This is a genomic window from Amantichitinum ursilacus (assembly GCF_001294205.1).
In the GTDB taxonomy this organism is placed as follows: domain Bacteria; phylum Pseudomonadota; class Gammaproteobacteria; order Burkholderiales; family Chitinibacteraceae; genus Amantichitinum; species Amantichitinum ursilacus.
Window position 1 is genome coordinate 382,945 of record NZ_LAQT01000003.1, and the last position, 14,050, is coordinate 396,994.

The following is a 14,050-nucleotide window of genomic DNA, read 5'->3' on the forward strand; positions in this document are numbered from 1 at the left end:
ACACAGACGGTGTTCATCCCACTGCCGGTAAGGGCGTAGCGAGCGCTGGCAGTATCCCGCCAGCGCGTAACCGCCGCTTACGTGGGCGACTTCATGCAGTAGGTGTTATACGCCTCGTTCAAGCCTTTCTTGCCGGCTTTGATCTGCGCCGACAAATCCTTGCAGGCGGCCGGATATTCGCTCTTCGGCAGCGTGGCAAACTTGTCCATCACTTCCTTGCTGTTGGCCTTGGCTTCTTTGCGCGCGGCGGCTTTGGCTTCGCTGGATTTGTGCTTGGAGGCCTTCGGCGTCGGGGTGGTGGCGTCGGCGGCATCATCGGCATAGGCCATGCCACTGCCGATCAGCAGGGTGGCGGACAGCAGACAAAGCAGAGAGGTAACTTTTTTCATTATGCGAACTCCATGGGCTGGGTATGGGCGGCAGGCAAGATTGCCCGCGGCTGGTTTTTGCCCGCTGCGCACTCGCCGCACGCGGGCATCGTATTCACGGTAGCAACAGCACATCGGGAATGCCAGTTTCGCGCAGCCTACTTCAATCTGACACCGCTAGTCGGTGGGCGAGGTGATCGGTCATCCGGACTAAGGGATGCGCTGTATGCGCCAGACGGCCGCACGGCGCGAGTCGGCGCAAATGCGAGGGTCGGCCGGATTTTGCCGCAGTGCAGCATGGGCAGAGTGACCGGAGAGGGACCTAAGCGGCTGATCTGTAACGAATAGTACAGCAGCATGCAGAGCGACTGTTACGCAGTCGGCAGGTTGGTGCGGTCGGCGTTGAAATCGATGCCAGAATCACCGGTTTGACAAGCAAATCAAGCTTCCGCGCAACAGGATGCCTGTGCAAGGTGTGTAAGCCGGATTGGTATGATCCAAGCCATCGGCATAGGGCCGGACCATACCACTGTCAAAAATCGCAGCCCGCTTTCCTGCATGCAGTTGCGCCGTCGCGCGCCGCCAGCACGCTTCAGCTTCAGCCAGCCAGAGCCGCTGCCAGCGCGGCGTCCAGCGTGCCGTAACGAAACGCAAACCCCGCCGTCTGCAAACGCGTGGGCAGCACGCGTTGACCATCGACAAACAATTGCGCCAACTCGCCCAGGGCGCTACGCAGCAGCAACGCCGGGACGGGCAACCACACCGGCCGCCGCAACTGGCGGCCGACCGCGCGGGCGAAATCCGCTTGTGCCACCGCATCGGGCGCGACGGCGTTATAGGTACCGACGACGGTGTGGTCGCCTAATGCCCGCTCAATAATGCGGAGCAGATCGTCCAGATGAATCCAGCTGATGATTTGCTGGCCCGAACCCATGCGCCCGCCCACGCCCAGGCGGAATGGCAGCACCAGTTGCGGCAATGCGCCGCCGTTGGCGTCAAACACCAGCCCGATACGCAATGTCACCAGCCGCACGCCGCTGGCGATCGGCGCGACTGCTTCTTCCACGCGTTGGCACAAGCGGCTGGCAAAACCCTGGCCCGCTGCGCTGTGCTCATCCAGTGCCTCGCTGGCGGGCCGCACGCCGTAATAGCCAATCGCCGAAGCCTGGATCCATACCGCCGGTTTGTGCGTGGCACGCGCCAGCCAGCTTTGCAACGCGGTAATGGTATTAACGCGGCTGTCCACCAGCAGCGTTTGGCGCCGCGCCGTCCACCAGCCGCCAGCGATGGAGGCGCCTGCCAGGCTGACGATGGCGTCCACCGCTTCTTCCGAGGCCAGTTGCGTGATGTTGCGGATGCTGCGCACTGCGCCGTTAAACAGCACATTGGCTTTGTCGGGATCGCGCGTCAGCACGATAACTTTATGGCCTGCTGCCAACAGCTGTTTGATGAGCGCCCGACCGACGAAGCCGGTGCCGCCACTGACCAGAATGGTCCGTGGGCGTGCGTCACTGATTTGCTCGGCCGCTTGTTTATTTGCATTTGCCATGGCGCTGCTCCATTTCTTTTATTTCTGTTTAGAGAGAAATAAACGGGCGAGTTAAAAGCGCTTGAATTGCCGGGCGGCGCACACGCCGTCGCTGCATTGCGGTTTACCCAGCCAGCCACTAATGCGATTGCGATGCTGCGCAAACCAGCGATACGCGCGCTGCAGGACGGGCCGCGCCCAGTGTTGCCGCAGCGGCCATACCATCCAGCCCTTGCCGACCGCGATATAGATCGCGCAAATGGCATCAATCCCGATCAACAGCGTGTGCTGCTCGTCCTGCACGTGCAGTTCGCTGTTCATGGCCGCCCACGTGGCACCGTAAGCGCCGGCATCAAAGCCCGCTTGCTGGATATCGATCATCTGCAGCCGGTGTTGGCGGTCCCACACCGCCAGCCGCCGCATTTCTTCGGCACACAGCGGGCATTGGCTATCAAAAAACACTTTGAGCGTAGACATGGTTACTCCTCCTTATCATCGGGGCCCAGCAGGCGGGCCATCATGCCGCCCATTTTCATAAAGCGTTTGAGCGTGGAAGGCGGCAGGTTTTTAAAATTGTCGTAGCCCGACATCAGCAATTCCATAAACGCCAGCACCTCGTCCATGCGCACGCGGCTAGCGGCTTCCAGTTGGGTATCCTCGGCCGCTTCGATGGCGCATTGACGCAGCACCGTCAGCGTCGGATCGATCTCGCGGCGTTTGCGGCCTTCCGTAATCAGCCGGAAGATGGTCCAGACATCTTGTTCCGCCACAAAATGATCGCGGCGGTCGTCCATCACATGCGTGACGCGAATCAGCTGCCAGCTCTGCAATTCCTTAAGACTGTTGCTGACGTTGGAGCGCGCCACATTCAGCGTTTCGCAAATCTCTTCAGCGTGCAGCGGGCGGTTGGCCAGAAATAGCAGCGCGTGGATTTGCGCCTGGGTGCGATTGACGCCCCAACGCGTGCCCATCTCGCCCCAATGCAGAATGTATTTCCACGCGGTTGGGCTTAAAGCGGTCATGTTTTTCTCTCATTTCTGTATGGAGAGAAATTTACCGCTGCACATATGCCAACGTCAAGTACTGCGGCAGTACGCAAAAAAGGAGCGCCGCAGCGCTCCCTATGCGTGTGCCCTGCCTTGCGGCCGTTTATTCGCAGCTGTAGCGGAAGCTATCGTCCAGTTCCAGCGCCAGTACCAGCGTGTGGATCTTCTGCGCTTTGGCGTCAGCGCAAAGCTGGGTGCGCGCGCTGCCATCCTGCTTGTAGCTGTCTTTGTATTCCGCGTTAAACACCGGCTTGTTGCGGCTGGTAAACGCGCTGTAACCGTCGCATTCCTTGTATTGGTGGCATTGTTCGTTGACCGCGAAATCAAAGCGCTCGACCAGATCGGCGATTTGATCGATGTCATTTTTCAGCGCGATGGCCAGGCCGCGTGCATGGGCCTGATCTGCGAGGAAGCGGTTGTAATCCAGCTGCGTGGCGGCAGTCAGCGCAAAGCCGGGATTGTTGGTGTAGCCGTCAACATTGTCGGGTTCGACGCCGTCGCAGCCTTTGCTTCTGGCCAGATCCAGCCGCGCTTTCATGATGTTGCGCACGTTGTCGGAACGCGTATCCAGCCAGCGCTCGCCGGGCCAGCCATCGAGGTTGTTGCCCAGATCGGTGGCTTTAAAACTGCCGAAATCAGCGCGCCAGTTTTCCGAGCTTCCCGCCGAGAAATAGCACACCACTTTGCGACCAGCTTGATGCAGCGACTGGATCAGCGTGCTGTTGTTGGTGGTGTTATCAAACAGATCAATGTCGTAGACCGCCACGTTGTACGCGGTGTTGACCGGGTTTTTGAGTTGCCACTGCCAGGTGTCGGCCAGCGCGGGTTGCCAGGTGGCGCCGGTGCTCGGCGCGGGTGTCGGCACGGGCGTCGGCTTGGGCGTCGGCTTGGGCGTTGGTGCAGGTGTGGGGGCCGGGGTTGGGACGGGCGTCGGCTTGGGGGTCGGTGCCGGGGTGGGGACGGGCGTCGGCTTCGGCGTGGGCGCAGGCGTCGGCGCGGGTGTGGGTTTGGGCGTCGGTACCGGCGTCGCGGTCGGCGTCGGCGCGGCAATGCGGTAGGACGACGTCACGCCATCAAACTTCACCCGCTCCAGATCCGGCGTATCGCCGCTCAGCACCACCGATTTGCCCGCGTAGGCGGCGTTTTTATACAGCGTTACCTGCACGCCGGCGCGCACGCGCACCGACGAGATGTTGTTGTCCCAGAAATCGGCCAGCGTGCTGGCGCTAGCGTTAACGCACAGCATCTTGCCCGCATAGTTGGGCTGGTTATAGAAACACACCGCGCCTTCGGGCTGCGCGCCGGCTGCATGGGCGAAGGCCGGCACTGCGGCCAACAGCAGCAGGCTGGATTTGAGGGTCAAGCGGGAAACGCATGGGGTAAGCGCCATCTTCATGTCCTGATTGGTTTTAAAGTCGTGCCGTCTGCATGGACGGAGGTGCCGCCAGGGCCGCCATCTGGGCGGGCCGCGCCCCGGATAAGGGACGTATTTGCACCTTGCTGCTTTCAGAAACGGGCTGACTTTAGGCTTTCGACAAAATGCCGGTCAATGGGGTGGGCAGAGCGCTTGGTGCTACGGCGGGACGCGATTCGGGGTGAGTTTAAACCAGGGATTGCTGCTGGCCGGCGACGTGCTGGGCTGCGCATTGGATGCGGCCGATGCTTTGATGCAATACATTGTTTTTATGTGAAATTATTCAAAGCGAGGGCGGCGCAATCCGGTCGATGCGAATGCCGTAAGCGCGGTCAGATCGGTGCAAACTCACTGCGCGCCAAGGCCGCAAATGCTGTCCTGATGGGCCTGAATCAGGTTCGATGAACGGCCGCACAAGCCTGACATACAGTAAGCGCATCTGGCGGTTACGCCGCCTTCCGCCAGCGCGTCGTGCGTTTGTCATCGTGTTGTTTGACAATGGCAAGCAATCGCCCGCAGCCTGGCGAGAGCAGACAAATCCATCCCCCCGGAGGAGCCATCATGCATGTTCAGCCTTATTTGATGTTCGAAGGACGCTGTGAAGAAGCGATCGCGTTTTACACCCAGGCGATCGGCGCGCAATTGCAATACCAGATGCGCTATAGCGATAGCCCCGAGCCGATGCCGGAAGGCCAACTCAAGCCCGGCATGGAAAACAAGATCATGCATTCGGCCATCCAGATCGGCGATAGCGTGGTGCTGGCGTCCGACGGCAACTGTAGTAACTCCACCACCTTTGGCGGCGTGTTGTTAACGCTGAATGTGCAGGATGCCGCCGAGGCCGAGCGCAAGTTCAATGCGCTGGCGCAAGGCGGGCAGGTGACCATGCCGTTGGCGCAGACGTTCTTCTCGCCCGCCTTTGGCATGGTGACCGATCAGTTTGGCCTGGGCTGGATGGTGATCGTACCTGGTGAGATGTGACTTTTGCTGCAATGAGGGAGTGTCAGACAGGCCGCACGTTCGTTTTGGTGCGGCCTTTTTATCGGCGCTGCCTGACAGCGGCGCGGGCGACAGCCGGTGAAGGCGGTGCAGATCCTGGCCTGGCGGGCTTGTGTCGATTGCGGCCCGCGCGTTGCGGGCGTAGGCGCGTGGCGACAGACAATAAAAAAGGCGCCGTGGAGAAAGCACGGCGCCTATTCACCCTTCCGACTTGCCAGTGAGAAGAAAGCGAACTGACGCAATGTACGCGTCTTTGTAATGCGTTTCAACTGACTACTTACATAGAAGACCATGCTGCTGAAACGCGCAACCCGACTTGCACCAAAGCGGAACTGCCCGCGTTTTTGATGCATCGCAGCATCTACGCGGTGTGCAGCGGATTGGTGCAGATATTAACGGGTGGCAGCTTAAATTAGCCTGAATAAGCCGCAGCTTGCAGCGCGTAAGCCAACAAAAGTCTCGATTGTTAGACCTGCGCCGCCTTTTTACGCCAGAGCCAATGCGCTAACGGGGGTACCAGCCCGATCCCACCAATCGACGAACGGCAGATCGGGTGGTTAAGCAACTGTTGCAGTTTCATCAAGCCGTCATGCTGACGCCCAGCTTAAAAATAGCGGCAAAAGCGCAAGAAAAAGCCCGGCGCGCACTGCGGGCCGGGCGGCAAAAAGCATATAAAAAGCTCAGTTTTCGATATCGATCAGCGCGATGCCCAGATTGGGGCGTGCGTGCCGGCGCAGATGCGCGGGCGTCTCGGTGATCTTCACCTCCAGCGTAGGGCGCACGATGGCGTTCTTCAGATGGCCGCCCTTGGCGCTGCCGTCGCGTCGGCCCAGCATGGCGTGTGCGTGCAGGCTGGGGCGCTCGTCGTCGCCCTTGGCGATATCGCCCATCAACGACACCACTTCCACCTGTTCTTCCACCGCAATCGGCAAATACTTTTTCTGTTCCCAGTCAAAGTAAGCCAGCGTGGCGCGCTGGAATGCGCCCAAGGCGATAAACGATGCCGCCAGCACGTTTTCATGGTTGGCAAAATACTGCAGGCCTTCCATCACTTCGTCGCCGGAATCAAATATCAGCACCCATACGCGGGAGCCCGGCGTGGTATCGACCAGTTTGTAGCGCATGCTTTTTTCCTTGAAAAGGTCAGTGGATCGGGGCGTGGGCTGGCGCGGTGGCGGCCAGCCGGATCGGGATTGATTTGGCGGCGGGCACCTTGCTGGTCTCAGCGTGATGCCACAGCGGAATCAACGGGTTGCATTCAGGAAAATAACCGGCCACCGAACCTGGCGGCACGTCATAAGTCATCACCCGCAAACCGCTGACGCGGCGCAACTGGCCGTCGGTAACCACGGTGCTGGCATCCACCAGATCACCGTCTTTAAAGCCTAGCCGGACGATGTCGGCCGCGTTCATCAGCAATACGCGGCGTGTATCCACCACGTTGCGAAAGCGATCTTCAATCGTATAGATGGTGGTGTTGAACTGGCCGTCGCTGCGCACGGTAAACAGCCGCAGGATATCGGGGCCGTAGGCGGGCGTGTCTGGGTCGACCGTCAGCGATTTGGGCACCAGAAAATTGGCTTTGCCGGTTTTGGTTTTCCACACGCGATCGGCCACCGGCATCGGGCGGCGGAAGCCACCCGGTTGCCACATGCGGTCGCTCAGGTCGTGGAAAATCTCGGGCAGCGATTCGCTGATGGCAGCGCGGATCTTTGAGTAATCCGCCACCCACGCATCCCAATCCAGCTTGGGATTACGCGGCAGCAGCGCTTTGGCGATGCCCGCGATAATGGCGGGTTCCGAGCGCAAGGTGGGTGCCGCCGGGGCCACTTGCCCCCACGAACCATGCATGCAGCCGGTGCTGTCTTCCATCGCCACGCATTGCGGGCCGCTGGCCTGGATGTCTTTTTCGGTGCGGCCTATGCAGGGCAGGATATAAGCGACGTCACCGTGGATTAAATGCGCGCGGTTAAGCCGGGTGGAAATCTGCACCGTCAGCCGGATCGAGGGCCATGCGGCTTCCATGCGATCGGTTTCAGGAATGGCGCGGATAAAGTTGCCGCCCAACGATACAAACGCGCGGATGTCGCCTTTAAGCACCGCTTCGCACACATCGACCGTGGCCATGCCTTTGTCGCGCGGCGGTTCAAAGCCAAACTGTTTGGCCAACTGGTCCAGCGGCGCCAGTTCGGGCTTTTCCGTAATGCCCACGGTGCGCTGGCCTTGCACATTGGAATGCCCGCGCACCGGGCAAATGCCCGCGCCGGGCTTGCCCATATTGCCGCGCAACAACAACAGGTTGCACAGCATCTGCACGTTGTCCGTGCCATGGCGATGTTGGGTCAGACCCATGCCATATACGCCGATGACCGCTTTGGCTTGCGCGTACACCTCGGCCGCATCTTGCAAGGCGGCGCGGGTCAGGCCGGATTCGCGCTCGATGCTATCCCACGTGGTCTGGCGCACCGTGGCGGCAAATTCGGTATAGCCGTGGCAATGCTCGGCGATAAACGCGTCGTCCAGCACGCCTTCCGTGCCATCCTGTTTGGCGGCATCGTCGGTTTCCAGTAGGCATTTGCACAAACCCATCAGCGCGGCGACATCGCCACCGGGCATTACCTGGTGATATTGGGTGCTGATCCACGTCGGGTTATCGCCCAGCATTTCGGCGGGCGATTGCGGATTTACAAAGTTGACCAGGCCGCGTTCCCGCAAGGGGTTAAACGTGATGATGGGCACGCCGCGTTTACGCGCCTCTTGCAGTGGATGCAGCATGCGCGGGCTGTTGACGCCCGGGTTCTGCCCAAAGAACAGGATGCAGTCGGCTTTATCAAAATCTTCCAGCAACACGGTGCCGACGCCCACGCCCACGCTTTCGGGCAACGCAGTGGAGGTGGTTTCGTGGCACATATTGCTGCTATCGGGCAGATTGTTGTGGCCATACATGCGCGCCAGCAGCTGATACATATACGAAGTTTCGAGCGAGGCGCGGCCCGAGGTGTAGAACACGGTGGATTTGGGCGGCATCAGCTTCAGCTCCGCGCCAATTTCGGCAAACGCGTCTTCCCAACTGACAGGCTGATAGGTGTCGGTGTGCTTGTCCCAGCGCATGGGCTCGGTCAGGCGGCCCACTTCTTCCAGTTCGTGATCGCCCCAGGTTTTAAGCTCGGTGACCGTGTGCTCGGCAAAGAACGCCGGTGTGGCGCGGCGCGTGGTCAGCTCCCACGCTGTGGCTTTAACGCCGTTTTCGCACACTTCCAGCGGATGCGGCTTGCCCGGCTTGGCCCACGAACAGCTGACACAGGCAAAGCCCTTGGGTTTGTTCTGATGCAACAACACGCCCACATGGCGCATCGCGCGTTCCTGAAACAGGATGGACCCCACCGCTTTGGCCGAGCCCCAACCGCCGGAAGGATGCTCGCGCTCGTCCTCGGACGCTTCGGGCGGCTGCTCGGTCGCGTCCAGCGTGCGATGCAGTTGTTCAAGCTTGTCGACGTGCGCAAAGTCATTCATGCCAGTTTTTCCTGTTTAAACCGAGGTGGCGCGGCCGGGCTGGCTGGCGTGCGGGTGCTGCGAGGCAGACGCTTTGCCAGCGGGCGCTTTTCTGGCGGGCGGCGCGCTGGCGCTTTGCGTGTCGACCGCGCCGCTACGGGTGAGATGTTTATTGGCGGCCATCACGGTCAGATGAGTGACAGTGAGCACGGCCAGCAAGGTGGAAACCAGAAAGATACGCATCGTGTTGCTCCGGCCCGCGCGCGGCGGGCCTGGGTAAGGGCGGCAGTAAAGGGCAAACAAAAGCCCGACAATGCCGCACACGATAGCGCTGGCGCGGTTGTGACAATGTCAGCCACGGCCCTGGCTTGCTGTGGGAATCGACGCGCTTGCGGATTCGACCATTGCGCCACAGCATGGCTGCGCCGCTTGCGCCCGGGCCAGAAACTTCCGATGCTTTACGGCACGCCCGCCGCAGCGGCGATGTTTCCCTCCCCAAGGACCCCCGATGGCCGAATCCGCCACCTTGCAAGAATTGCTGGTGCGTTGCGCCCAAAGCGACGAAAAAGCACTCGAAACACTCTATCGCCTGACTTCACCGCAACTGTTTGGCGTTGCGCTACGTATGTTGCGTAGGAAGGACTGGGCAGAGGAAGTCATGCAGGAGTGTTACGTGCGCATCTGGCAAAACGCCCGCAACTACTCGGCGGCGCAAAGCCAGCCGCTTACGTGGATGAGCCGCATCGTGCGCAATGCCTGTATCGACTGGTTGCGCAAACCGCAGCTGGAAATCCCGGACGCCGACGACACCATCATCAATGAATGGGCCGACGAAGCACCGGGGCCGATGGCGCGGCTGGCGCAGTTTCAGGACAGCAAGCGCATTGCGGAATGCCTGAAAAGACTGGAGGCCATCCAGCGGCAGGTGATTGCGATGGCGTTTTTTGACGACCTCAGTCATAGCGAAATTGCGGCGCGGCTGGCCGCGCCATTGGGCACCGTTAAAAGCTGGTGCCGCCGTGGTCTGGAACGACTGAAGGGGTGTCTGGCATGAATTACCGTAATCCATTATTACAAACACAGCTGGCCGGGCAGTACGTGGTGGGCACTTTGCGCGGCCCGGCGCGGCGACGCTTTGAAGGGCTGATGGCGGCCGATGCGGCCTTGCGCCGCACGGTGCGCGAAACCGAAGACCAGTTGTTGCCGCTGGTGCGCGCAGTGCCGCCGGTAGACCCGCCGGCGCGAGTGTGGCGCCAGATTGCGCGCCGTGTGCGCGCCATGCGCGAGGTATCGCCATGGAGCTGGGGTGGCCTCTATCTTTGGCGTTTGCTGGCGGGCGGTTTTGCCGTCGCTGCCCTGGCGCTGAGCGTGGTGCTGGTGCAACCCAAGCCCGCCGCCACCCTGGTGCCTGCCCAGATGGCGCTGCTGCAGGATAAAACGCAGCACGTGGCGCTGGTGGCGCGGGTGGCTGCGGACGGCTCCGTGCGCGTTAGTCCGCTGGAAAACCTGAGCGGCACCGCCACCAACAAGGCGCTGGAACTGTGGGCGATTCCGCCCGGTGGTGCGCCCAAATCGCTGGGCCTGATCGCTGCCAACGGCGCGACGCTGGTCAAACGGCCGCAGGTACTGGCCGGCGCCGAAGTGTTGGCGGTGTCGCTGGAACCGCCAGGCGGTTCGCCCACCGGCGCGCCCACGGGCCCGGTGTTGTGGGTGGGTAAACTGGTTAATGTTTAAGCGGCGCAATGCAGCGTACGCAGGTGCAAAAAACAGCCCGGTTCGGGCTGTTTTTTTATGAACGATGTGACGAAATTTAGTCGCGCAATCGGGTGGATTGCTGACGCGATTTTGTAAGCTCCAGGATTGACCTATGCTGTCGACTTGCGGCGCCGGGTATCGATCTGTAGGTTCCGCGCTACACCGCGCTTTGCGCAAAGGCGCGCCGATGCTGGCATGGCGGGCGACCGGATGGACAGGCCGCGTGCGGCAATGGCATCGGCATCTTGCAAACGACATAATGCTCAAAGCGGTTTTTTAGCGCCTGCGTAGCTTACGTGTAAGCGCCGAATAATTAATAATGATCAAAACAGGGTGACGCTGTGGGGCAGGTCGCAAAGCCGAAAATGGGCGGGTGACGCGGGCGCGCAACTGTATAACAATCAGGGCCGAAACGTTTTGATGTTGGAGTTCAAACTGGATAGTCAGATCGAACACGGGCTGGCGCCCTTTGGCCAGAATGACCTGTTGGCACGCAGCCGCGCCGCGGTCTGGCACCCGTGCACGCAGATGAAACGGCTGGAGCGCTTGCCGCTGGTGCCCATTGAGCGCGGCGAAGGCGCGTGGTTGATCGGGCCGGATGGCGAACGCTATCTGGATGCGGTGTCCAGCTGGTGGGTCAACCTGTTTGGCCATGGCGAGCCACGCATTAAAAACGCCATCAAGCAGCAACTGGACAAGCTGGAACACGTGATGCTGGCGGGTTTTACCCACCGCCCCGTGGTCGAGTTATCAGAACGCCTGGGCGAGCTGACCGGCCTGGGCCACGCTTTTTATGGTTCCGATGGCGCATCCGCCACCGAAATCGCCCTCAAAATGTCCGCGCATTACTGGAAAAACCAGGGCCGCGAAAACAAGAACCGCTTTGTCTATCTGGCGGGCTCGTACCATGGCGAAACCATCGGCGCGCTGTCGGTGACCGATGTGCCGGTGTTTCGCGATGCGTACTCGGGCCTGGTGCGTGGCAACTTTATTGCGCCGTCGCCCGACTGGCGTCTGGCGCATGCCAACGCCGATGCGCGCGATATGGCCGAAGAGGCCTCGGTGGGGCTGGCGGCCTTGCTGGCCGCGCATCACAGCGATATCGCCGCCGTGATTCTGGAACCGCTGGTGCAAGGCGCGGCGGGCATGGCCATGTACCACCCGCATTATCTGGAACGCGCGCGCGCCTTGTGCGACCGCTACCAGGTCCATCTGATTGCCGATGAAATCGCCGTCGGCTTTGGCCGCACCGGCAGCCTGTTTGCCTGCGAACAAGCCAATATCAAACCCGATTTGCTGTGCTTGTCCAAAGGCATTACCGGCGGCTTTTTGCCCCTGGCCACCGTGCTGTCCACCGACGAAATCTACGACGCCTTCTACGATGAAGAAGTCGGCCGCGGCTTTTTGCACTCGCACAGCTATACCGGCAACCCGCTGGCCTGCGCCGCCGCACTGGCGGTGCTGGATATTTTCCGCGACGACCATGTGATTGCCGCTAACGCCGAGCGCGCCGCGCGCTGGGGTGAACAGTTTGAAGTGCTGGCCGAGCATGCGCAGGTCAAGCATTTCCGTAACACCGGCATGATCTGGGCGTTTGATGTGGTCGATGCCTTGCCCGGCTTTGCGCAGCGCATGTTCAGCGCCGCCCTGCAGCAAGGCCTGCTGCTGCGGCCGATTGGCAATACCGTGTATTTTATGCCGCCTTATGTCATGACCGACGACGAGGCGGCCTTGTTGGCCCGCGGTGCCGGCGAAGCGCTGGAGCAAGCGCTGGCCGGCCCGGAGGAATGGGACGATGCCCCTGTCGCTTGAGCTGCCCGCACCTGATCCAAGGCTGGCTGCGATTGTCGAAAAAGATGCAAAGGTTTTACGGCAATGGTTGATCAGTATCGCGGGTAGCAATGTGGCCGAATCCGGCCGCCAGATTCATGACGCGCTGGCCTCGCTCAACCGCGTGCCGCTTGAGGCGGACGTGCGCCTTAAATTGCTGGACGAATACCGCTCCACGCTGGATGTGATGGCCGGCGAGTTTGCCGCCCGCGGCGCCAGTCAGGGCATGCCGATGCGCGACAAGGCGCGTCAGGCCTCATTGTTGTTGCGCGCCTTGCTGGTGGAATTGTCCATCGGCTACAAGCTGGCGCTGGTGGACCGGCTGGAACGCCGCTCATTCTTTGGCAACAACGCCAGACAGGTGCCGTATCTGGTGCAGCAGGTGCTGCTGCTTAACTACCGCGTCTATCAACTCAGCTGCCAGATGGCGATGCCCTTGCCACCGGGCATGTGGCGCGAAACGCATACGCTGTTCCGCCACGTGGCCGAAGCGCGCCAGCTGGACGAGCCGCATGGCGAAGACGCCGGCCCGCCCGTGGCCGTCATCTACAAACGCATCTTGTTGCTGGCGCTGGCTGACCCGTTGCGCTTTTCAGCGATGGAGCTCGATAAAGTCATCGAGATCATCGACAACTACGCGCCCGCCGCACATTTCCAGCCGTTGTCGCATCTGGCCAGCAGCGGCGGGTTTTTTCTGGTGCAACTGGAAACCGACTTGCCGCCGCATTTTTACGGCAACCGCACGCCCGAAGAAACCGAAGGCGCGACCATGCTGGTCGATACCATCGAGCTGGGCAAAAAGCTGCACAAGATGCTGCACAGCCTGGAAGCCAAAGCGCCCGTGGTGGCCGATCGCGCCAAAATCCAGTTCTGGATGGATGTGGTGCGCCGTTTGCTGAAGCAATGGAGCATTGCGCCGCGCCGGGTATTCCAGCGCATCCATAAAGAAAGCACGGTGGATATCTGCACCGGCCTGCGCGCCGTCACCGCATGCGCCACCCCGGTTGCCCCGGACCTGAACAGCGACATGCTGGATCAATCGGGCGTGGGCAATCTCAGCGAGAGCAGCGGCCAGCAATGGCGCGTACTCAACGAAAGCCCGGGCGGCTATGCCTTGTCGCGCAAGGAAGCCGCACCCGAACGCTTGCGCGTGGGCGAACTGGTGTCGGTGCGCGCCCATGGCGGTGAGGCCTGGTTATATGGCGCAGTGCGCTGGTTACAGCAAAGCGAAGATGGCGGCCTGGAAATGGGCGTGCAGATTCTCGCGCCGCGCGCCGAGCTGGTGTTGCTGCATCCGGCCGATGATTTGCCGGGTATGGCCCCGGTGGCCGCCTTGTTGCTGCCCGAGCTGAGCATGCTGCGCCAACCGGCGCAGATTGTGGCCCCGCGCGGCACGTGGAGTCAGGGCCGCACGCTGCAGACCACGCTGGCCGATGGCAGCACCACGCTCACCATCAGCCGTCTGGTCGAACGCCAGGCCGGCTTTGAATTGTTTGAATTCAAACTGGACGGCCGCCACAGCGCCACGCCCGCCACCGCACAATAAGACAGCTCGTAATCAGTTCCATTGCCCTGATCGGCGGCAATTGTATCGCGGCCGCCTGCGCTCCATATTTAG

At 61.1% G+C, this 14,050-nt stretch carries 13 protein-coding genes; 5 read left to right on the top strand and 8 right to left on the bottom strand.

The window, feature by feature from the left end; genetic code table 11:
* Positions 1-77 precede the first annotated feature (77 nt).
* The 5 genes from WG78_RS06515 to WG78_RS22905 all read right to left on the bottom strand — a co-directional run bounded on the left by WG78_RS06515 (position 78) and on the right by WG78_RS22905 (position 4,332).
* A complete protein-coding gene (locus WG78_RS06515; protein ID WP_053936969.1) occupies positions 78-389 on the bottom strand; it encodes a hypothetical protein in 312 nt (103 codons plus the stop codon).
* Between the two features lie 577 nt (positions 390-966).
* On the bottom strand, positions 967-1,917 hold the full coding sequence (locus WG78_RS06520; RefSeq protein ID WP_053936970.1) for a TIGR01777 family oxidoreductase: 951 nt from the start codon (positions 1,915-1,917) through the stop codon (positions 967-969).
* 51 nt (positions 1,918-1,968) lie between these two features.
* Positions 1,969-2,373 carry a thiol-disulfide oxidoreductase DCC family protein gene (locus WG78_RS06525; RefSeq protein WP_053936971.1) on the bottom strand — a complete coding sequence of 135 codons (405 nt, stop codon included), beginning with the start codon at positions 2,371-2,373 and terminating at the stop codon, positions 1,969-1,971.
* 2 nt (positions 2,374-2,375) lie between these two features.
* Positions 2,376-2,918 (bottom strand): GbsR/MarR family transcriptional regulator, encoded by a 543-nt coding sequence (locus WG78_RS06530; protein ID WP_053936972.1) that lies wholly within the window; start codon positions 2,916-2,918, stop codon positions 2,376-2,378.
* A 127-nt stretch (positions 2,919-3,045) separates the two neighbouring features.
* Entirely contained in the window at positions 3,046-4,332 is a 1,287-nt protein-coding gene (locus WG78_RS22905; RefSeq protein WP_201782376.1) for an endo alpha-1,4 polygalactosaminidase, read from the bottom strand.
* 585 nt (positions 4,333-4,917) lie between these two features.
* On the opposite strand from WG78_RS22905, the gene WG78_RS06540 reads away from it, so the two are divergent.
* On the top strand, positions 4,918-5,337 hold the full coding sequence (locus tag WG78_RS06540; RefSeq protein WP_053936973.1) for a VOC family protein: 420 nt from the start codon (positions 4,918-4,920) through the stop codon (positions 5,335-5,337).
* A 698-nt stretch (positions 5,338-6,035) separates the two neighbouring features.
* On the opposite strand, the gene WG78_RS06545 is transcribed toward WG78_RS06540, so the two are convergent.
* Genes WG78_RS06545 through WG78_RS06555 form a run of 3 tightly spaced genes read right to left on the bottom strand, consistent with a single transcriptional unit; the run spans position 6,036 to position 9,090 of the window.
* A complete protein-coding gene (locus tag WG78_RS06545; protein WP_053936974.1) occupies positions 6,036-6,479 on the bottom strand; it encodes a PPC domain-containing DNA-binding protein in 444 nt (147 codons plus the stop codon).
* Between the two features lie 19 nt (positions 6,480-6,498).
* On the bottom strand, positions 6,499-8,868 hold the full coding sequence (locus WG78_RS06550; RefSeq protein WP_083458816.1) for an FdhF/YdeP family oxidoreductase: 2,370 nt from the start codon (positions 8,866-8,868) through the stop codon (positions 6,499-6,501).
* A 15-nt stretch (positions 8,869-8,883) separates the two neighbouring features.
* Positions 8,884-9,090, bottom strand: a complete 207-nt coding sequence (locus tag WG78_RS06555) for a hypothetical protein (protein ID WP_053936975.1) — start codon at positions 9,088-9,090, stop codon at positions 8,884-8,886.
* Between the two features lie 265 nt (positions 9,091-9,355).
* Here WG78_RS06555 and WG78_RS06560 point away from each other — a divergent pair, with 265 nt between their 5' ends.
* The 4 genes from WG78_RS06560 (at position 9,356) to WG78_RS06575 (ending at position 13,978) form a co-directional block, all read left to right on the top strand.
* Positions 9,356-9,901 carry an RNA polymerase sigma factor gene (locus WG78_RS06560; protein ID WP_053936976.1) on the top strand — a complete coding sequence of 182 codons (546 nt, stop codon included), beginning with the start codon at positions 9,356-9,358 and terminating at the stop codon, positions 9,899-9,901.
* Positions 9,898-10,581, top strand: a complete 684-nt coding sequence (locus WG78_RS06565) for an anti-sigma factor (RefSeq protein WP_053936977.1) — start codon at positions 9,898-9,900, stop codon at positions 10,579-10,581. The genes WG78_RS06560 and WG78_RS06565 overlap by 4 nt, the downstream gene beginning before the upstream one ends.
* Before the next feature lie 441 nt (positions 10,582-11,022).
* Positions 11,023-12,414, top strand: coding sequence for an adenosylmethionine--8-amino-7-oxononanoate transaminase (bioA, locus tag WG78_RS06570; RefSeq protein WP_053936978.1), 1,392 nt, complete (start codon positions 11,023-11,025; stop codon positions 12,412-12,414).
* Positions 12,398-13,978: a cyclic-di-GMP receptor FimW-related protein gene (locus tag WG78_RS06575; RefSeq protein WP_152969095.1), complete on the top strand. Its 1,581-nt coding sequence runs from the start codon at positions 12,398-12,400 to the stop codon at positions 13,976-13,978. Before bioA ends, WG78_RS06575 begins: the two co-directional genes overlap by 17 nt.
* Positions 13,979-14,050 lie beyond the last annotated feature (72 nt).